Annotated in this window: 23 protein-coding genes; 14 read left to right on the forward strand and 9 right to left on the reverse strand. The window is 68.5% G+C overall.

The window, feature by feature from the left end:
* Positions 1–191 precede the first annotated feature (191 nt).
* Genes C447_RS06125 through C447_RS06135 form a run of 3 tightly spaced genes read right to left on the reverse strand, consistent with a single transcriptional unit; the run spans position 192 to position 3092 of the window.
* Positions 192–1160, reverse strand: a complete 969-nt coding sequence (locus C447_RS06125) for an electron transfer flavoprotein subunit alpha/FixB family protein (protein ID WP_007691939.1) — start codon at positions 1158–1160, stop codon at positions 192–194.
* Positions 1157–1951: an electron transfer flavoprotein subunit beta/FixA family protein gene (locus C447_RS06130; RefSeq protein WP_007691941.1), complete on the reverse strand. Its 795-nt coding sequence runs from the start codon at positions 1949–1951 to the stop codon at positions 1157–1159. The genes C447_RS06125 and C447_RS06130 overlap by 4 nt, the downstream gene beginning before the upstream one ends.
* A gap of 43 nt (positions 1952–1994) precedes the next feature.
* The gene (locus C447_RS06135; RefSeq protein ID WP_007691943.1) at positions 1995–3092 is read right to left on the reverse strand and encodes a helix-turn-helix transcriptional regulator; all 1098 of its coding nucleotides are present in this window, start codon (positions 3090–3092) and stop codon (positions 1995–1997) included.
* A 107-nt stretch (positions 3093–3199) separates the two neighbouring features.
* On the opposite strand from C447_RS06135, the gene C447_RS06140 reads away from it, so the two are divergent.
* Both C447_RS06140 and C447_RS06145 read left to right on the forward strand, forming a co-directional pair.
* The gene (locus C447_RS06140) at positions 3200–4666 is read left to right on the forward strand and encodes a DUF7096 domain-containing protein (protein ID WP_007691945.1); all 1467 of its coding nucleotides are present in this window, start codon (positions 3200–3202) and stop codon (positions 4664–4666) included.
* A gap of 27 nt (positions 4667–4693) precedes the next feature.
* Positions 4694–5146 (forward strand): type IV pilin, encoded by a 453-nt coding sequence (locus tag C447_RS06145; RefSeq protein ID WP_007691946.1) that lies wholly within the window; start codon positions 4694–4696, stop codon positions 5144–5146.
* Positions 5147–5475: 329 nt separating this feature from the next.
* On the opposite strand, the gene C447_RS06150 is transcribed toward C447_RS06145, so the two are convergent.
* The gene (locus C447_RS06150) at positions 5476–6096 is read right to left on the reverse strand and encodes a methyltransferase domain-containing protein (RefSeq protein ID WP_007691947.1); all 621 of its coding nucleotides are present in this window, start codon (positions 6094–6096) and stop codon (positions 5476–5478) included.
* A 451-nt stretch (positions 6097–6547) separates the two neighbouring features.
* Here C447_RS06150 and C447_RS06155 point away from each other — a divergent pair, with 451 nt between their 5' ends.
* The 9 genes from C447_RS06155 (at position 6548) to C447_RS06190 (ending at position 12507) form a co-directional block, all read left to right on the forward strand.
* Entirely contained in the window at positions 6548–7477 is a 930-nt protein-coding gene (locus tag C447_RS06155; protein WP_007691948.1) for a DUF1028 domain-containing protein, read from the forward strand.
* Between the two features lie 38 nt (positions 7478–7515).
* The gene (locus C447_RS18110) at positions 7516–7662 is read left to right on the forward strand and encodes a hypothetical protein (RefSeq protein ID WP_007691950.1); all 147 of its coding nucleotides are present in this window, start codon (positions 7516–7518) and stop codon (positions 7660–7662) included.
* 310 nt (positions 7663–7972) lie between these two features.
* The gene (locus tag C447_RS06160; protein ID WP_007691952.1) at positions 7973–8248 is read left to right on the forward strand and encodes a PadR family transcriptional regulator; all 276 of its coding nucleotides are present in this window, start codon (positions 7973–7975) and stop codon (positions 8246–8248) included.
* Positions 8249–8318: 70 nt separating this feature from the next.
* Complete coding sequence (locus C447_RS06165) at positions 8319–9350, forward strand: glycosyltransferase (protein WP_007691955.1); 1032 nt, start codon at positions 8319–8321, stop codon at positions 9348–9350.
* Positions 9351–9386: 36 nt separating this feature from the next.
* A complete protein-coding gene (locus C447_RS06170) occupies positions 9387–10379 on the forward strand; it encodes a beta-ribofuranosylaminobenzene 5'-phosphate synthase family protein (RefSeq protein WP_007691956.1) in 993 nt (330 codons plus the stop codon).
* A gap of 35 nt (positions 10380–10414) precedes the next feature.
* Positions 10415–11083 (forward strand): HD domain-containing protein, encoded by a 669-nt coding sequence (locus C447_RS06175; protein ID WP_237713368.1) that lies wholly within the window; start codon positions 10415–10417, stop codon positions 11081–11083.
* Positions 11084–11146: 63 nt separating this feature from the next.
* Positions 11147–11575, forward strand: coding sequence for an arsenate-mycothiol transferase ArsC (locus C447_RS06180; RefSeq protein ID WP_007691960.1), 429 nt, complete (start codon positions 11147–11149; stop codon positions 11573–11575).
* Positions 11576–11624: 49 nt separating this feature from the next.
* Positions 11625–11945, forward strand: a complete 321-nt coding sequence (locus tag C447_RS06185; protein ID WP_007691962.1) for a transcription factor S — start codon at positions 11625–11627, stop codon at positions 11943–11945.
* A 55-nt stretch (positions 11946–12000) separates the two neighbouring features.
* Positions 12001–12507 (forward strand): YkgJ family cysteine cluster protein, encoded by a 507-nt coding sequence (locus tag C447_RS06190; RefSeq protein WP_029601847.1) that lies wholly within the window; start codon positions 12001–12003, stop codon positions 12505–12507.
* Positions 12508–12562: 55 nt separating this feature from the next.
* Here C447_RS06190 and C447_RS06195 read toward each other — a convergent pair whose 3' ends face one another.
* Positions 12563–13039, reverse strand: coding sequence for a redoxin domain-containing protein (locus C447_RS06195; RefSeq protein ID WP_007691965.1), 477 nt, complete (start codon positions 13037–13039; stop codon positions 12563–12565).
* A gap of 71 nt (positions 13040–13110) precedes the next feature.
* Positions 13111–13968, reverse strand: a complete 858-nt coding sequence (locus tag C447_RS06200) for a ZIP family metal transporter (protein ID WP_029601848.1) — start codon at positions 13966–13968, stop codon at positions 13111–13113.
* A 150-nt stretch (positions 13969–14118) separates the two neighbouring features.
* Between C447_RS06200 and C447_RS06205 the strand changes: the two genes are divergently transcribed.
* The 3 genes from C447_RS06205 to C447_RS06210 all read left to right on the forward strand — a co-directional run bounded on the left by C447_RS06205 (position 14119) and on the right by C447_RS06210 (position 14949).
* A complete protein-coding gene (locus C447_RS06205; RefSeq protein WP_007691970.1) occupies positions 14119–14316 on the forward strand; it encodes a hypothetical protein in 198 nt (65 codons plus the stop codon).
* 120 nt (positions 14317–14436) lie between these two features.
* On the forward strand, positions 14437–14586 hold the full coding sequence (locus tag C447_RS17885) for a hypothetical protein (protein ID WP_153300683.1): 150 nt from the start codon (positions 14437–14439) through the stop codon (positions 14584–14586).
* A gap of 138 nt (positions 14587–14724) precedes the next feature.
* The gene (locus C447_RS06210; RefSeq protein WP_007691972.1) at positions 14725–14949 is read left to right on the forward strand and encodes a hypothetical protein; all 225 of its coding nucleotides are present in this window, start codon (positions 14725–14727) and stop codon (positions 14947–14949) included.
* Between the two features lie 51 nt (positions 14950–15000).
* Here the strand turns inward: C447_RS06210 and C447_RS06215 are convergent, their stop codons facing one another.
* The 3 genes from C447_RS06215 to C447_RS06225 all read right to left on the reverse strand — a co-directional run bounded on the left by C447_RS06215 (position 15001) and on the right by C447_RS06225 (position 17373).
* Positions 15001–16278: an amidohydrolase gene (locus C447_RS06215; RefSeq protein WP_007691983.1), complete on the reverse strand. Its 1278-nt coding sequence runs from the start codon at positions 16276–16278 to the stop codon at positions 15001–15003.
* 38 nt (positions 16279–16316) lie between these two features.
* Positions 16317–16643 carry an uS10/mL48 family ribosomal protein gene (locus C447_RS06220; protein WP_007691984.1) on the reverse strand — a complete coding sequence of 109 codons (327 nt, stop codon included), beginning with the start codon at positions 16641–16643 and terminating at the stop codon, positions 16317–16319.
* A gap of 385 nt (positions 16644–17028) precedes the next feature.
* On the reverse strand, positions 17029–17373 hold the full coding sequence (locus tag C447_RS06225; RefSeq protein WP_029601849.1) for a hypothetical protein: 345 nt from the start codon (positions 17371–17373) through the stop codon (positions 17029–17031).
* Positions 17374–17499: the final 126 nt, after the last annotated feature.

The raw sequence follows: 17499 nt of genomic DNA on the forward strand, positions 1-17499 counted from the left end.
CGACGACCGAACCCGACGGACCCGTCCCGCCGAAGGGTTGAATCCGAAGCGGAGGGCAGTTCCTCTATTTCCCGGACGATACCCTTCCCAGTCACGACCTCGCGTCGAGGTGCTGCGGTCGCGTCCTACTGTCCACGGCAGGACGACCTGCCGCGCGAATCGTTCCTCACCGAGGCGCTCCTGTAATCCGTTCAGACCTCGGGTGGCTCGCCGCCGAACTCCTCGATCAGCGCGGGCACGACGTCGAAGAGGTCGTCGACGATCCCGTAGTCCGCGAGGTCGTAGATCGGCGCGCTCGGGTCGTCGTTGATCGCGACGATGGTCTCGGCCCCTTTCATCCCAGCGACGTGCTGGACGGCCCCCGAGATCCCGATCGCGATGTAGACCTCCGGCGTGACGACCTTCCCGGACTGGCCGACCTGGCGGTTCTTCGGGAGCCAGCCGTTGTCGACGATCGGGCGGGAGGACGAGAGCGTCGCGCCGAGGGTGTCGGCGAGCGCCTCGATCAGCGCGAGGTTCTCCTCCTCCTCGATACCCCGGCCCACCGAGACCAGCACGTCGGCGTCGGTGATGTCGACGTCGCCGCCGCCGACCTCCTCGAAGCCCGTCACCGTCGAACGAACCTGCGACTCGTCGACGTCGACCTCGAACGCGGAGACGTCGGCGTCGCCGGTGCCCTCGACGGGCGGCCACTCGCCCGGCCGGACGGTGAGCGCGACCCGGTCGGCATCGACGTCGACGACCGTCTCGACCTTCGAGCCGTACATCTCGCGGGTGACCGCGAGGCCATCGTCCCGATGGACGCCGATCGCGTCGGTCACGAACGGGAGCGAGAGCCGGCTCGCGACCGCCGGCGCGTAGTCCAACCCGTTCACCGAGTGGGGCATCAGGAGTACATCGGGATCGAGGTCGTCGTGGAGCGCCTCGACGGCCTGGACGTAGACGTCGTGGTTGAACTCCTCACCCTCGTCGACGGTGTGGACGACGTCGACGCCCTCGCGGTCGAGGTCGTCGGCGAAGGCCTCGACCTCCCCACCGACGACGGCCAAGTGGAGCTCGCTGTCCGTGGCGTCGGCGAGTTCGCGTCCCACAGTAGCGAGTTCGAAGCTCACGTCGCGGAGGTCGCCGCGGCGGTGTTCGGTGATCCCAAGCACTGTCATCCCTCGACCACCCCCTTATCGCGGAGGAGGTCGGCGAGCTGCCCGGCGGTCTCCTCGGAGCTCCCCTCGTAGACCGTGGCGTCGCTCACGGTCTCCGGTTCGTAGAGTTCGGTCAGCGAGACCGCACCTTCGGTCGCGGAGGCATCGAGCCCGAGGTCGGCGAGTTCCTTCGGCGCGATCTCCTTCGACTGGGCCTGACGGATACCCCGGAGGCTCGCGTACCGCGGGTCGTTGATCCCGGTCTGTATCGTCAGCACGGCCGGGGTCTCGACGTCGGTGAGCTCCTCGACGCCGCCTTCGAGTTCGCGGCGAACCGACGCCTGGTCGTCGCCGGCCTCGTAGTCGAGGTGGTTCACGACCGCGGCCCACTCGAAACCGATCCGCTCGGCGAGGCTGACGCCCGTGGCCCCGAAGGCCGAATCGCCCGACTGGACGCCAGTCAGCACGAGGTCCGGTTCCTCCTCCGCGGCGACCGCGGCGAGGACCTCGGCTTTGGTCGTGCTGTCGAGATACTCAGTACTCGCGAGGTCGTCGTCCCAGACCCGAATCGCGCGGTCGACGCCCTTCGCGAGCGCCATCCGGATGGTCTCGTCGGCGCGCTCGGGGCCGACGGTCACCGAGACCACCTCGACGTCCTCGCCGGCTTCCTGGATCCCGACCGCGGCCTCGACGGCGTAGTCGTCCCACTCGTTCAGGTCGTAGGTCAGGTACCGCTCGTCGATCCCGAGGCCGTCGACCTCGAAGTCGTCCTCGACCTCCGCCACCTCCGCCACCGTCACGAGGATCTTCATGAAAAATCCAGTCGCCGCGCGGATGTTAACCGTTCCGAAAGCCTCACTCCTCGTCGGGGAGGCTGATGAGGTTCTCGCGCCCGATCCGGAGTTTGTTCACCCGGCCGTCCTCGTCCATCGCCGACAGGAGCTGTGAGACCTTCGCGTTCGACCAGCCGGTGGCCTCGACGATCGAGGCCTGCTTCATCCGGCCGTCGTTCGCCGCGAGCAGCCGCTCGACGCGCTCCTCGTCCGAGAGGAGCTCCTCGTCCACGTCGGCCAGGACGGTCGTCTCGTCGGGTTCGTCCGACGGGCCGGGTGGGTCGGCGGTCCCCGCCCGCGCTGCCCCAGCCGTTCCATCGCCCGGTCCGTCCGACTCGTCGTCGCGCCGCGTCATGGCGTAGGCACCGGCTACCACCACACCGATCACGAGCAGGACGCTCCCGACCGCGAGCGGCGGCACCGACCCGAAGAGGCCGGAGTCGGAACCCGGCGTCGACGTCGCGGGCTGGTTCCCGCGGCGTTCGAACCAGACGACCGGCGTCCCCTCGGAGAACGATGCCGGCCCCTCAAACCTGACGGTACCGTTCGCGAACCCGGCCCCCGTCGGCGACCGGATGACGCCGTAGTCCGGCGGCGATTTGACGAGCAGCGTCTGGCGCTCGGTCAGCCCCGGGAGCCACGTCCCCTGGGTTCCGTTGAACGCATCGCCGACCATGATTCGGCCGTCGGCGGTCCGGGCGAACTCGGCCCAGGTGAACCCGAGCGTGAGGCGACCGATATCGCTACCCGAACCGTTCGTGGCGATCGTGGCGTTTCGACTCACGTTCGTGACGTTCATCGACCGACCCGTGGCGACGCTGGAGGTGTTCGCGGCCCGCCGGAACGTCGAGGCGGAGATGCCGGCGTCGCCGGCCTCGAACGCCTCGCCCAGCGTCCGAAACGCCGCGGTGTCGTTGGCGTCGTCGAGGACGAACCGGGTTTCGAAGCTGAACCGCGCGTCGCCGTTGGGCTGGGGCTGGATGACGATAGTGGTCGTCGACGTGGCGTTGGTCGCCGTCGGCTCGTCCGCGGAGGACTGCGCGGCGACGGATACAGGTGCAGCGAGCGCGACGACGGCAACGACGACGATCGCCAGCCCCAACACCGCCCGGGAGCGCATACCCCGTCTGTTCGGGCCGCGGCGAAAACGTTTTCCATCCCTGAAGTGTCCGCCGACCGTCGACCGGCCCGATGGTTTTTGTGCGTTCGGCGCACCCATCCCGATGGATGCGTCGCGCGCTCGCGGTGGTGCTGGTTTGCTGTCTGCTCTCCGGAACGGCGTTCGCGGTCGCCGACGGAGCCGTGTCACCGAGCGTGGCGGGAGTGACACCGTCGCCGAACACCACCGGATCGCTCACCGTGGACCCCGACGCGCTCGAAACCGCGTCCTACCGGCGGGCGACCCTCGACGTCTCGGCCACGCTCACCCTCGCCACACGCAGCCTCGACGGCCAGTTCGAACAGCGTGTGCTCGACGAGCGTGCCAACGAACTCGACGCCGCGAGCGCCCGCCGCGCACAGCTCAACCGCAGCGTCGCCCGAGTCGAAACCGGCATCGCCCGGCTCCGCGCCCGCCAGACTGCGGCGGTCCGCGGCTACAACAACGGTACGCTCACCGACCGTGAGTTCGTCGTCGAGCTCGCGTACATCGACACCGCGGCGGGGCGGCTCGAAACCGCGGCGGGTCGGGTAGCCGACCGGGCGGACTCGCTCGCCGGAGCCCAGATCGACGGCCAGCCCGTCGACAACTGGGCGCAGAACCGGCAGGTCCAGCTCGGGGCGCTCGAAGGACCCGTCCGCGAACGGATCGCGGGCGCGCTCCGCGGCGAGAACACGGTTCGGATCGAGAACCAGCCGGTGCGGATCGACGGCGTCAACGCGACCCCCACCACGCGACTCGAACCCCTTCGAGTCTACGTCGAGACCACCGACGCCGGGGTCGTGCTGGCGACGGTCGACGACGGCACCTACCTCCGGGAGGCCTCCCTCCCCGGCGAGCGAAACAACACCACGGCCGGCGAACTCACCGGGATCCAGGACGCGCTCGACCGGGTCCAGACGAGCTACCCGTGGGCGTGGAACCACTCCTCCTCGACGACCTCCGCCGGGGATCGTCGCGCGGGGATCTACGCGTTCACGCTCTATCACGACCAGGGCGTGCTGACGACCTCCCTCAATCGAACCTCCGGGCGGGTGTTCGCCGAGGACCAGCGGATCGACCTCTCGAGCGTCCCGACCGCGACCCCGGTGCAGAACCGAACCGACGACCTCCGCTTGCAGGTGAACCGGACCTCCCCGACCGGCCCGCTCGAACTCTCGCTCTCGACCGCCGACGGCGAGCCCGCCGACGGCCGGATAGCGATCAACAACCAGTCGGTCGGAGCCACCGGCGACGACGGCCAACTCTGGACGGTCGCACCCCACGAGAACCTCTCGGTGACCGCGAGAACGGGCGAGGGAGTCATCACGGTGAACACCGACGCGACCGTTGGAAACGACACCGCCGTCGGAAGCGACAGCACCATCGGGACCGACGCGACCGCCGGAACCGGCACGGCCGCCGGGACGAACGCGACCGTTGGAATCGACACGGCTATCGGGAGTGATACGACGGACGGGAGCAACACACCCGAGCGAACGGCCACGGTCACGACCGCGGTCGCCAGCACCGCCGTCCGCCCCGCCGAAGGTTGAAGTAGGGACACGGGGCCATTCCGTCGCGTGTCCCGGCGTGGCGTCGCCCCGGTCGTCGGTGTCGCGGTACTGGTGGTCGTCACCCTCGTGCTCGCGGCGGTCATCGGCGCCTTCGTCATCGGTCTCGGGGGCGCGGACCACACGCCGACGGCCGCCATCACCGCCGACCGGAACGGCAACGAGGTCGTCCTCACCCACGCGGGCGGCGACAGCCTCGACGTGAACGACCTCACCGTTCGAGTCTTCGTCGACGGGCGAGCGCTCGACCACCAGCCGAGGGTTCCGGCGGTGGGGATGACGGGCTTCAGGGGCGCACCGGGCGGCCCGTTCAACAGCAGGAGCGACGACACCTGGAGCACCGGCGAGGTCGCCTCGGTGACGATCGCGACGACCACGAACGCGCCACAGCCCGCCGCCGGGTCGACGGTGACCGTCCGGATCTACGCCGACGGCGAGGTCGTCGCGACGGCACGGACCTGACGAGCGCGCTCGACGAATCCGAATCAGCCGCCGTGGCGCGCGCTCGTCGTCGGTGACGAGCGAAAGCGAGTCGCCGACGGCAGACGCCGTGCGAGGGATGAACGAGTGAGGGCGGAGCCCGAACGAAGTGAATCGGCTGGGGAGGCGTGTGGCGTGTTGCGGGAACGGTCGCGGTGCGGGGTGGTGGCGGTAGCGGGGCGGTCTCTCGTTTGCGCCAGGCTATCCGCGGTCACATCGAGCGCTCAGCAGATATCGAACTACTCCCGTCGAAATCATCACGTAGCCACCGGCCACCCAAACGAGGGTCGAGCAACAGAACCGATGTCGATTCACTCGGGTGCGCGGGCGAGCGTCGTGATGGCGCGCGGGCTCCCCGGCTTCGCTTGCTGGATGTGGTGTTCGAAGGTCTCGTAGCCCGCGGCGTCGAACATCCGGTCGGCCTCGTCCTCGTCGTAGAACAGCATGATCGAATCGGCCAGCGCGCCGAACACCGAGGTGTGGGGCGCGTCGGGACCCACGACCAGGACCGGCCCGCCGGGTTTCGCCACACGGCGGAACTCCCGGAGCGTTTCTACAGGATCGGGCCAGTACTCGATCGAGCCCGAGGACCAGACGGCGTCGAAGGCGTCGTCGTCGAACGGGAGCCGTTCGGCGTCGCCGCGGTAGAACTTCACCTGATCGTTCTTCCCAAACTTCGCGAAAGCGCGTTCGAGCTGGTGGGGGCTCTGGTCGAGCCCGTGGACGTCGTCGGTGTGTTCGAGGAGCCCCTCGGTGGCGAAGCCGGTGCCACAGCCCACGTCGAGCACGCGGTCGTCCTGGCTCACGTCGAACCAATCGAGGGCCTCGTCGCGCATCGCCTCGTTCCAGACGAACGGGTTGATCTCGTCGTAGACCCGCGAGAGGTACTTGTAGAACACCCGCGCCCGAGCCTTGTTTTCGAGGACGCCCATTGGTCGGTGGTGGCGGGGTACGACCATAACGCTGGGGATGTCGGCTCGTTGGATAGTGCGTGACTGACCCGTTCGCGTCCAAGTTCGATTTTCGTTTCGGACGTGACTGTTGAGGTGTGGATACAGCGGGCGGAATGGGAGATAGCTATGGCGAGCATTGACCGCGAGTAGCCCGGCGCAAACGAGGGACCGCCATCGTCCCGCGACCGCTCCCGCAACGCGCCACACGCCTCCCCAGCCGACTGCGCTCCTCGCTCACTCCGGTGCTCATCCCTCGCACAGTGTTCGCGGTCGGCGTTCGCTATCGCTCACGCACGACCACGAGCGCGCGCCACAGCATTCCGCCCGCCTCTGCACCGCCCCGAAACCACCACCGAGCCGGTTCCCCGGAACGATCCCGGCGCGCGGCCGTGCGAAGCAGGTTTTTGACGACGGGCCGTGAGCGAACCGTATGCCATCCCGACCACCACGCACGAGCACGTTCTCCATCGTCGCCCGCGACCCCGCGACCGACGCGGTGGGGATCGCCGTCCAGTCGAAGTTCGTGAGCGTCGGTTCCGTCGTGCCCTTCGCTGCGGCCGACGCGGGCGCGGTCGCCACCCAGAGCTTCGCGAACGTCGCCTACGGACCGGACGGCCTCGACCTGCTCCGCGAGGGCTACTCGGCCGAGGAAGTAGTGGAAGAACTCACCGAAGCGGACGACGAGGCCACCCAGCGCCAGGTCGGGGTCGTCGGCCAGGACGGCTCCGTCGCGGGGTTCACCGGCGCGGAGTGCTTCGACTTCGCCGGCGACATCCAGGGCGAGAACTACACCGTGCAGGGCAACATCCTCGAGAACCGCGCGACCATCGAGGCGATGGCCGAGACCTACGAGTCGGCCGACGGCGGCCTCCCCGACCGGCTCCTCGCGGCGCTTCAGGCCGGCAACGAGGCGGGTGGCGACGCCCGCGGCGAGCAGGCCGCGGCGCTCTACGTCGTCAAACCCGAGGGTGGCTACGACGGCGGCAACGACCGCTGGATCGACGTCCGTGTCGACGACCACGAACACCCGATCGACGAACTCGAACGCGTCTTCCGCCGCTACGACGTCACACTGCTCGAACGCGAACCGCCCGAGGAATACCACGAACTCGCTGGGGAAACGGCGGAGGCAGTCACGGAAGCGCTCGACGAGGCCGGGTTCCGCGAGGACGCCTCGACGGCGCTCGGCGAGGGCGACACGGCGCTCTCGGCCTTCCGCGGCGCGAACAACTTCGAGAACCACGAGGTCCGGGCGCTGGAGGACGCGCTCGCGCGCGGGTGGGACGACGCCGACGGGGCCGGCGAGGAGCGCCTGGTGAACGCGGTCTGGCACGGGCTGTCGGGCCGCGAGCGCGCGTAGGGACCAGCCTCATTAGGCGCTCGCCCGACGGATGCGGTATGCGCGACGAGGCCGAGATCCGCGAGCAATACGAGTTCCTCGCCGAGGAGCTCGACGACGAGGCGATGAACCACGAGGGCGTTCGGCAGATGTTCACCTACTACCGCCGGGCGCTCGGCTGGGTGCTCGAAGAGGAACACATGTGACCGACAGTCGATAGGGTTAAGTGTGACTGTCCGTTGCATACGAGTGACGCTTCGCTTGGAGGGCCGAAGCGTCAGCGGGGACCAATTCAGGGCGGCAAACGCTCGTCGCGGGCTTTTCTCCCGCGCGGGCGTTTTCCATCCTTCGAACACGACATCTCAACGAGACGTACGTATCCCCAGCCCCGATTTCGAGGGGTACAACGCCGTGAGACGAACCATCGTCGGGACGACGCCGAAACCAGTCGAGTATCCGACAGCGACAGCTCCGTTATGTTTATGATATTCAAACACATACGTGGGACGGACGACGATGTACGACCTCACGGGATTTCAGCGCGACTTGTTGTACGCGATCGCGGGCCAGGACGAACCACACGGGTTGGCGATCAAAGAGGAGCTCGAGGACTACTACGAGACCGAGATCCATCACGGTCGGCTGTATCCCAACCTCGATACGCTGGTCGAGAAGGGGTTGGTCGAGAAGGGCCAGATCGACCGACGGACCAACTACTACAACATCACACGACGGGGCCAGCGGGAGATCGAGGCGCGTCGCGAGTGGGAGACCCAGTACGTCGAGGTGTGAGGGATCGACCGAGTAGGGGGATCCCGCCGATTCGAATAGGTTTTGAGGCCTCCGGTGACAGGAACGGACGATGATTCCGACGGTGGCCGTCGCATACTACCCCGAGGGGGCGGGTCACGCGACCCGGATGCTGGCGGTCGCAGCGGCGCTCGAAGCCCGTGGCGCGCAGGTAACGCTCGCCGGCGGCGGGCCGGGCGCACGCTTCGTCGAGCACAACGACTACGACCAGTTCGAGCCGGCGAGCGTCGACTTCATCGGTGACTACCAGGGCGGGTCGCTGCTCGACGTCGTCGTTCATAGCCTCCCGAACAGCGCCCGCCGGGTCGCCCAGTACGTCGGTTGGCTCCGACGGGAGGCCCCCGACGCGCTGATCACCGACGACATGTTCGCTGCGATGGCCTGCGAGTTCGTCGACATCCCGCTCTACATCTGCTCGCACAACGCCTCGTCGTACTACGACGCGGTCATCGAACAGGGGTTCACCTGGCTGTTACACCGCCACCAGATCCACGCCGCCGAGGCCTTCCTCTATCCCTCGATCTGGCCGCCCGACCGCGGCGACCCGCCCGGCATAACCCACGTCCCGCCCATCGCGCTCGACCTCTCGTCGGACGGCCGGGTTCGTTCGCCGACGGGGAAGCCGACGCGCGTGCTCGCCGACGGCTCGGCCGCCGTGCCGGACGACTCCGACACGCCGGAGTCGTCCGAGGTGCTGGTGGTCCCAAGCGCCTACTCGACGGGGTTCGACGAGCTCGCCGAACGCCTTCGGGACGCGGGTCACGACGTCACCCTCGTCGGCGGCCCCGACTGGGAGTGCGTCCCGGCGCTCCTCCCCTACCTCCAGGCCGCCGACAAGGTGGTGTGCTCGGGCTACTCGACGGTGATGGAGGCCGCCGTCGCCGGCACGCCCTGTGTCGTCTACCCGTTCACCGACGAACAGCACGGCGTCTCGCGCGTGATCGAGCGCACGGGATTAGACGGCTTCCAGATCGAACACTCGATCCGCCACGTGGTCCGCGCGGTCGGCCAGCCGCTCGACCCCCCCGAGTACGAGAACGGCGCGGGACGAACCGCGGCGGCGGTCCTCGACGGCATCGAGTAACGACGACCTTTCCCTCCCTCCCACGGAGTCCCCGACATGACGCGAGTCAGGGTCGCGGCCGGCGGGCGGGTTCACTTCGGCTTCCAGAACCTCTCGCTCGCCCACGAGCGGCTCTACGGTGGGCTCGGGGTCGCGCTCGACGAGCCGCGCGTCGTGCTCGTGGCCGAACCCGCCGACGCGGTCCGTTGTGACGACACACGAGCGGCGGCGTGTGCCGAGCGCGTCGTCGAACTCCTCGACGTTCCCGGGGTCGAGCTCGCGGTCGAGGAACACATTCCCCACCACGTCGGGCTCGGCAGCGGCACGCAGTTCGCGCTCGCCGTCCTGACGGCCGTCGCGCACGCCCACGACCGCGAACCACGGGTCAGGGAGCGTGCGCCGTCGTTCGGTCGCGGCGGCCGGAGCGGGGTCGGCTGTGCGACGTTCGAGGCCGGTGGGTTCGTCGTCGACGCCGGCCACCCCGCCGAGCGCTTCACCACGGAACCGCCGGCGGAGGGCGAATGGGCGGTCCCCGTGCCGGTCGCGCGTCACGCCCTCCCCGGATCGTGGCGGTTCGTGGTCGTGATACCGGCCATCGAGTCGGGCCGGTGTGGGGACGAGGAGAACGAGAGCATCGGTCGGGTGGTCGAGCGCGCCGACCCCGCCATCGCCGACGAGGTCGCCCGGGTGGTCGCCCAGCGGTTGCTTCCGGCCGCGGCCGAAAGTGACTGGGCGGGCTTCGGCGGGGCGGTCGCCGCGGTGAGTCGGCTCAACGGCACGTGGTACGCCGACGAGCAGGGCGGGGTCTACCGGCCGCCGCTCGGCGACATCGTGGACTCGTTGTCGGCCTCGCCCGCGGTCGCGGGCGCGGGCCAGTCGTCGTGGGGGCCCGCGGTCTACGGCCTCACCGACGAGGCACGCGCCGACGAGGCACGGGCGGTCGCCCGGGAGGCGCTGTCGTCGGCGGGCGTCGATGGCGACGTGCTGATGTGCGCGCCGCGCAACGAGGGCGCGCACGTCGAGCGAGACCGACCGGCGAAACCCACTTGACCCGTAGCCGCCTGGTGCCAGCCGAGGACCGTTTCGTGACGAATCTCGACACCTTTTCGGGGGACGAATCGGACGAGAAATACGAGGAGCGGGCGCTGTTCCGGGCTATCGCGGACGAGATGGTCGCGTGGTACGACGGGGACTCGTCTGGCCACGACCTCGACCACGCGTGGCGGGTGTTCCGACTGGGGACCCGACTGGCCGACTCGGAAGGGGCCGACGTCGAGGTGGTCGGCGCGGCCGCGCTGACCCACGACATCCACCGGACGGTGAGCACCGACGACGAGTACGTCCACCCCGAGGAGACTCTTCCGGACGTGCGGGCGGTGCTCGACGCGACCGAGTTCCCGACGGGGAAGGTCCCCGCGGTCTGTCACTGCGTCGCGGTCCACGACGAGTACGAGTATCGAGGTATCGAGCGACCAGCCGAAACCATCGAAGCCGAGATCCTCCGGGACGCCGACAACCTCGACGCCATTGGCGCGGTCGGGGTCGCGCGGAACTTCGCCTACGGCGGGGTCCACGGCACGCCGCTCTGGGATCCCGACGGCGGCTACTCGGGGATCGAACACTACTACGACAAACTCCAGCATCTCCCGGACGAGATGAACACCGAGGCGGCGCGGGCGCTCGCCGAGGAGCGCCACGCGTTCACCGAGGACTTCGTCGAGCGCTTCGAGGAGGAGTGGTACGGCGAGCGATAGCCGGATAGGCCAGAGGCCCCAAACGTTCATTCTCGCTGCGCCCCAACCCCGCGACGAGCAGCCGTGTCCAACAGAAGCGACGGAACCCGCGTCGCGTTCGTCTGTGTCCAGAACGCCGGGCGGTCCCAGATGGCGAGCGCGTTCGCCGAGCGCGAGCGCGACCAGCGAGGGCTCGACGATCTGGCGGTCCTCACCGGCGGCACCCACCCCGCCGACGGCGTCCACGACGAGGTCGTCGAGGTCATGCGCGAGGAGGGGATCGACCTCTCGGGCCGGACCCCCCGCGAGATCACCGAGGAGGAACTCCGGTCGTGTGAGTACGTGGCGACGATGGGTTGTTCGACGCTCGACCTCGACGAGGGGATCGACGTTCGCGACTGGGACCTGCCCGATCCACACGGCGCGGACGTCGAGACCGTCCGCTCGATCCGCGACGAAGTCCACGAGCGCGTGAGGAGCCTGTTCGACGAACTGGCCGCCGACCCGCGATGAATGGGTGGTCGGACCGGCTGCTTTTGCCGTCGGGGGTACGAGTCTCAGCATGCAATTCTGCGACGACTGCGGCTCGATGATGCACGCCGACGGCGACGAGATGGTGTGTGCGGGCTGTGGGGCGCGGGTGGCCAAGGACGCAGAGCGCGCCGCGGCGTTCGTGAGCACCGAGGACCAGACCTTCGACGACGTGATCGAGACCACCGAGGACGCCGCCGACGAGGGGAAACCGACGGTCGAGATCGAGTGCGAGGAGTGCGGCAACGACCTCGCGTGGTACACCATCAAGCAGACCGGGTCGGCTGACGAGCCACCGACGAGGTTCTTCAAGTGTACCGAGTGCGGCCACCGCTGGCGGGGCTACAGCTAGCTATCGAACCACCACCGACCGGAAGGTTTTGGCGGGCGCGTCGCGGAGGGTCGTCGTGACCGACGGACAGCGGATCGAAGTTCATCCCGGCTGTGAGGCGGTCGTGGAGTTCGACCCCGACCTCACCTTCGAGTGCGTGGACTCGTGTACGTGGTGCTGTCAACACGGCGTCCTGCTCTCGGATCCCGATCTCGTGGGCCTCGCCAAACGCGCGAACGTCAACGAGGCCACCGTGGACTTTCGCGGTCAGCAGGCCGTCAAACGCGAGCCGAAGGACCGGGAGAACGACGTGGCCCCCGACGGCGCGGCCTGTTTCTTCCTCCGCGATGACGGCCTCTGTGCGCTCCACGCCGAACACGACTGGAAACCAGTTCGCTGTTCGGTGTTCCCTCTCTCCGTCGAACTCGAAGACGACGACCTCCACATCTCGATCCGCGAGGAGGCCCACGACCACTGCGAGGGGCTCGACGTGAGCGAACGCCGTGTGATCGACCACCTCGACGACTTCCTGCCCGAACGGCTCTGGTCGATCGCGAACCCCGAGACCGCCATCGAGCCGTAGCTAAGGCTAGTCGGCGTGTCGGCTCGAAAAATCGGAGTGGGTTGCCGTCCTTGCTTCAGGCCGCCGCCTCGACCGCCTCTTGGACCTCGTCGTAGTCGGGTTCGTTGGTCGGGTCGTCGGCGACCCACGCGTAGGTGACTTCGCCATCATTGTCGATCACGAACACCGCGCGCTGGGAGACGCCGTAGAGCCCGAGGTCGCCGATGTCGATCTCGAGGTCGTAGGCACCGATGGCCTCGCGGTCCATGTCGCTGAGGAGGTCGAACTCGAAGCCGTACTCGTCGGCGAAGGAGGCCTGGCTGAACGCCGAGTCGGCGCTCACACCGTAGAGCGTGCCGCCGGTCCCGCTGAAGCCGTCGTACTCCTCTTGGAAGGCGACCATCTCGTTGGTACACGGCGGCGTGTACGCCCCGGGGAAGAACGCGAGCACGACCGGAGCCTCGTCGAAGTGCTCCGAGAGCGTGAACTCCTCGGGGTCGTCGCCGGCGAGCGTGACGGTGAAGTCGGGTGCGGAATCGCCTTCTGATACCATGCGCGCGTTTGGGCGTCGGACCACAAGAACCCACGGCTCCTCACGGAGGCGTGCTCACACCCCACACCCGCTCAGCCCACGACGAGCCACGCGAGGAAGACCGCGCCCGCCCCGACCGCGGTGCTCGCGACGCCGTGGATCCGGAGGCGGTCGAGCAGCGCGTGGTCGTCCTCGCCCTTGCCGACGAGGGCCGCGACCTCGCTGCCGACCTCGCACTCGGGCAGGAAGTCCATCGCGATGTGGAGGAAGATCCCGGCGGCGAAGCCGAACACCGCGGCGTTCGTCGCCATCGAGGTGGACGGGTCGAGGAGGCCGATGGCGGTGGCCGTGATCCCGACGCCCGCCGCCGGGAGCAAGAGCGAACCGACCGAGCGGCCCTTCGTCCGAAGCCGACGTGCGGCGGCGTAGCCCGCGGGTCCCTTGTGCGAGACGATCCCGAATCCGAGGAGCAATCCGAGGTCGGGAAGTAGGGAGTAGACCGCACCGATGACGAGCCCCGCCGTGAGCGCGTGTGCGGTGAGCTGGGCGGTCGTGGTCTCGATCGGGAGGTCGCGGTGGCTGAACCGGTGGCCGATGACGTGGCCGGCGTAGCCCGCCAGCAGCCCCGCCGCCACCCCGAACCCGCCGACCTGCGGGTCGTAGCCGACCGCCTGTGGAACCAGGAACACCGCGGCGCTCGTCACCATCGCGCCGCTCGCCAGACCGTAGCTCCAGACCACCCGACGGGGATGGGGGTCGGCGACCGAAACCCGCGCCACTGCCGCCGCACCCGCCATCGCGACGAAGGCAACCCAGCCGATCACGAGCACCTTCCACAGCCCCGCGACCGCCCCGAGCCCGGTCAAAACGACGAACCCCGCCGTCGCTCCGACCCCGACCCACGGCGGACCCGCGGAGTTAACAAAAGACGAAGATTCGTTAATACGCATACGGTCTCAAAACGGCAACCGTCGCTGATAAACCCGTCGCACACGCCCGAGGCGGTCGTGGTCGGACCGGAATCGGTCACGGTCGCACCGGGTGCGGGGTACGAACGCTTTTGCGACCGCGCGTCGAGGTGAAACCAACAGTGGTGTCGCATGAATAAGACGGGAACGGAACTCCTCGGGTCGCTCCTCGTCCCCCTCTGTCGGTTCGGCTACCACGACTACGACCCCCAGTACGTCGTCAGGATGGACGCGATCGGGCTCGGCGACGACCGCTATCCGCTCCGGATGCGCTGGCGGTGCTCGCGGTGTGGGAAGCAGTGTACGCTCCCCGCCGGCGTCTCGCCGTAGTCGAGGAGAGGGGTCGACGACCGCGCACCTTTCGAGCACGCCGACCCACCGGTCCGTCCGAACGGGCGAGCAGGCAGCAGCGTGGTGGGAGTTTATACACGACGGCGGACACGGGCGAACGTGAGTTCAACACCGACATCGAGCGACGTCACCTGTCCGAGCTGTGAGTCCAACAACGTCCAGATAGCCGACGCCACCGCCGATGCCGACGAATCGCACTACGAGTGCCTCGACTGCGAGGAGGAGTTCGAGACGTCGAAATCCGAATAAGGACCCGACACCCCGCTTCGAGTGGCACTCTCAACGCTCGGACGGTATCCGAGAGCCGGGAGACGTGACCCGGAACGAACCACCGTTCGACCGGTCGTTTGTGCGTCACTTATGAGGGACGAGGCGTAAGCCCGAACGATGGGCACACTCGACAGCGTGCGGGCGTTCTTCCAGCGGGACATCGTGTATCTCACGGTTTCGGCACTGTTCGTCCTCGTGGGACTGTTCGATATCGTGGCTCGGACCGGGGCCGTCGGGCTCGTGCTGGGCGTGGTACTGATCTGGCTCGGACTGTCCCGGTTCTACGGCTTCTACATGGGCGAGCGGGTCGGCGAGACGGTCGCCAGGCGCTTCGGACGGTAGATAATACAGCCCGTCGTTCGGCGTTCGTCGACCGACGACTGGTGTCGGAGGCTACGGCCGCTCGCCCGCGATCCGGAGCACCGACTCGGTCAGCACGTCGACACCGATGTCGATCGAGCGTTCGTCGACGTCGAAGGTCGCGGTGTGGTGGCCGCCGGGGTGGTCCGTGCCGATGCAGACGTAGGCCGCGCGCCCGCCACGCTCCTGGACCCGGTGCATCAGGTAGGTCGCGTCCTCGCTCCCGCCGAGGCCGTCGCGTTCGGTGGGGGTGTCGACCCCCTCCGTTTCGGTCGAAGCCTCGTGGACGATCCCGACGAGTTCGGCGTCGCTGGTCGCGCTCGGCGCGCCGCCCACCGTCGAGAGACCGAGCGAGCAGCCGTGCATCTCGGCGGCGGATTCGAGCACCTGTTCGGCGCGTTCGCGCATGTACTCCATGAGCTCCGTCGTCCGACCGCGGACCTCGCCCTCGATGAACGCCTCCTCTGGGATGATGTTGGTCGCGCTCCCGCCGCCGACCATTCCGGCGTTGATCCGGGTGGGGCCGTCGTCGTTTCGGGGGATGGCGTAGAGGTTCTGGATGGCGGTGGCCATCGCCTGAACGGCGTTCTTCCCCTCCTGGGGGTCGGCCCCGGCGTGGGCGGGTTCGCCCGAGAAGTCGGCTCGGAAGTGGTGAACAGCGAGGAAGTCGTCGATGCCCGCGACGACCTCGCCGGTGGGGTGGTCGAGGCCGATGTGGACGGCGAGGAGGTAGTCCACGTCGTCGAGGTGGCCGCTCTCGGCGATCGGTTTCGCGCCCGCGACCATCTCCTCGCCGGGCTGGAAGACGACCTTGAACGTCCCCTGGAAGTCGCTCTCGGCGATCGTTTCGAGTACGCCGATGCCCATCGTGGCGTGCGAGTCGTGGCCGCAGGCGTGCATCGCGCCGGTCTCCGAACGAAAGCCCTCCTTCGTGGGGACGTGCTCGTCCGAACGGGACTCCTCGCGGAGTAAGCCGTCGATATCGACCCGGAGCGCGACGGTCGGGCCCTCGCCACGTTCGAGGACCGCTATCGCGCCGGTGTAGCCCCCCGCCAGTTCTTCGAGGACGTCCTCGCGCGCGCCGGCGGCGCGGGCCCGTTCGTACCACGTCGCGAGTTCCTCGTCGTCCGGGACGGCGGTGCGCTCGCCGTCGGCGAGGATCGCGGGCCCGACGAGGAGTTCGTCGACGCCGATGCGTTCGCACTCCTCGACGATCCGGCTGGTGGTGTAGAACTCGCGCCAGGCGGGTTCGGGGTGACGGTGGAGGTCGCGGCGGAGGTCGACGAGTCGGTCGTGGCGGGCCCGTTGCATGGAGGGGTGTGGCGACCGCCGGTGACGTAACCTTTCGGTCAGCGACCGGCCTGTCGGACCTGGTCGATCTCGACCTCGACGTGGACGCTTGCGGGGAACTCGCCGCCGGCGACGCTCCGGGCGAACTCGTCGTGGCCGACGATCTCGATGGTGCGCGAGTAGACGGTGTAGGTCCAGTCGGCGAACCGGTCGCCGGTCGCGGAGAGGCGTTTCGACTGCGGGGCGTGCTGCTCGTGGGGCTGGCCCGAGTGCGGGCCGCCGAACTCGACGCCCTTCCGCGAGGCGGTCTCCTTGATGTCCTCGACCACACGGTCGAGCGCGCCCCGGTCGCCGCTCGTGAGTTCGAGTGTCGTGACGAAAGGCATTGGTGTCCGTTCTGGGTGGTCACGCACCAAAAACGCACCCGTGTGGAGTCGTCGGTGAACGTCGGTCGCGGTTAGCGGTGCGGTGGTGGGTGGAAGCGGTGCGGATGCTGGGGCGCGCGCTCGCGGTCGCGTGCGAACAAAGTGAGCACCGACCGCGGACACTGTGCGAGGTCTGCGCGAGCGTAGCGAGTGCAGGCTCGGCAGAGCGAAGCTCTGCCGGTGGATGAGTGAAGTGAGCGAACGCGAACGGAGCGAATCGGTTGGGGAGGCGTGTGGCGGTCGCGGGGCGGTTGCGGAGGCGGAGCGAGAAGTCGTTGTGCCGCGAGCGACCGATGGGAGCGAGCGGGCCGAGGAATCCCCGAACGACAGCAAAAAGGTGGAGTTCTCAGATGAAGTCGCGAACCTCGGAGTACCACATCTCGTGGTGGTCGAGGGCGTCGACGCGGCGGGCGATCTCGGTCGCGAGGACGTGCCAGCACAGCTGGTCGGGGTCGTCGGGCGCGAGGTTGTAGGCCGAATCCTTGCAGGTACAGCTGCCGTCCTCGACGACGTACTCGTCGGAGTGGCCCACGACGACGGTGAAGTCGAGGTACTCCTTGATGCGGCGCTCGGCGACCGCCTCCATGGCGCGCACCCCACGGTCGCCGTGGACTTCGATGATCCGCCCGGCGATCTCGGAGTCGAGTTCGCCGCGCTCGTCGAGCGCGTGTCGCCAGGACGTCGCCGTCACGACGGGGGGTTCGGACCGACCGATGAAAACCCGTTCGGTAGCCGGACCGACGACTCCGCAGGTACGCGATTCGGTCGATACCACTGGACGCGGCGAACCCGTTCCCTCGTCGGTCGGTTCGAGTCG

This window comes from Halococcus hamelinensis 100A6 (assembly GCF_000336675.1).
Lineage (GTDB): Archaea > Halobacteriota > Halobacteria > Halobacteriales > Halococcaceae > Halococcus > Halococcus hamelinensis.

What these genes read in the sequence shown, in the direction of transcription:
- C447_RS06125 (WP_007691939.1), bottom strand. Translation starts at nt 1,160, where the DNA reads ATGACAGTGCTTGGGATCACCGAACACCGCCGCGGCGACCTCCGCGAC.
- C447_RS06130 (WP_007691941.1), bottom strand. Translation starts at nt 1,951, where the DNA reads ATGAAGATCCTCGTGACGGTGGCGGAGGTGGCGGAGGTCGAGGACGAC.
- C447_RS06135 (WP_007691943.1), bottom strand. Translation starts at nt 3,092, where the DNA reads ATGCGCTCCCGGGCGGTGTTGGGGCTGGCGATCGTCGTCGTTGCCGTC.
- C447_RS06140 (WP_007691945.1), top strand. Translation starts at nt 3,200, where the DNA reads ATGCGTCGCGCGCTCGCGGTGGTGCTGGTTTGCTGTCTGCTCTCCGGA.
- C447_RS06150 (WP_007691947.1), bottom strand. Translation starts at nt 6,096, where the DNA reads ATGGGCGTCCTCGAAAACAAGGCTCGGGCGCGGGTGTTCTACAAGTAC.
- C447_RS06155 (WP_007691948.1), top strand. Translation starts at nt 6,548, where the DNA reads ATGCCATCCCGACCACCACGCACGAGCACGTTCTCCATCGTCGCCCGC.
- C447_RS18110 (WP_007691950.1), top strand. Translation starts at nt 7,516, where the DNA reads ATGCGCGACGAGGCCGAGATCCGCGAGCAATACGAGTTCCTCGCCGAG.
- C447_RS06160 (WP_007691952.1), top strand. Translation starts at nt 7,973, where the DNA reads ATGTACGACCTCACGGGATTTCAGCGCGACTTGTTGTACGCGATCGCG.
- C447_RS06165 (WP_007691955.1), top strand. Translation starts at nt 8,319, where the DNA reads ATGATTCCGACGGTGGCCGTCGCATACTACCCCGAGGGGGCGGGTCAC.
- C447_RS06170 (WP_007691956.1), top strand. Translation starts at nt 9,387, where the DNA reads ATGACGCGAGTCAGGGTCGCGGCCGGCGGGCGGGTTCACTTCGGCTTC.
- C447_RS06185 (WP_007691962.1), top strand. Translation starts at nt 11,625, where the DNA reads ATGCAATTCTGCGACGACTGCGGCTCGATGATGCACGCCGACGGCGAC.
- C447_RS06195 (WP_007691965.1), bottom strand. Translation starts at nt 13,039, where the DNA reads ATGGTATCAGAAGGCGATTCCGCACCCGACTTCACCGTCACGCTCGCC.
- C447_RS06200 (WP_029601848.1), bottom strand. Translation starts at nt 13,968, where the DNA reads ATGCGTATTAACGAATCTTCGTCTTTTGTTAACTCCGCGGGTCCGCCG.
- C447_RS06205 (WP_007691970.1), top strand. Translation starts at nt 14,119, where the DNA reads ATGAATAAGACGGGAACGGAACTCCTCGGGTCGCTCCTCGTCCCCCTC.
- C447_RS06210 (WP_007691972.1), top strand. Translation starts at nt 14,725, where the DNA reads ATGGGCACACTCGACAGCGTGCGGGCGTTCTTCCAGCGGGACATCGTG.
- C447_RS06215 (WP_007691983.1), bottom strand. Translation starts at nt 16,278, where the DNA reads ATGCAACGGGCCCGCCACGACCGACTCGTCGACCTCCGCCGCGACCTC.
- C447_RS06220 (WP_007691984.1), bottom strand. Translation starts at nt 16,643, where the DNA reads ATGCCTTTCGTCACGACACTCGAACTCACGAGCGGCGACCGGGGCGCG.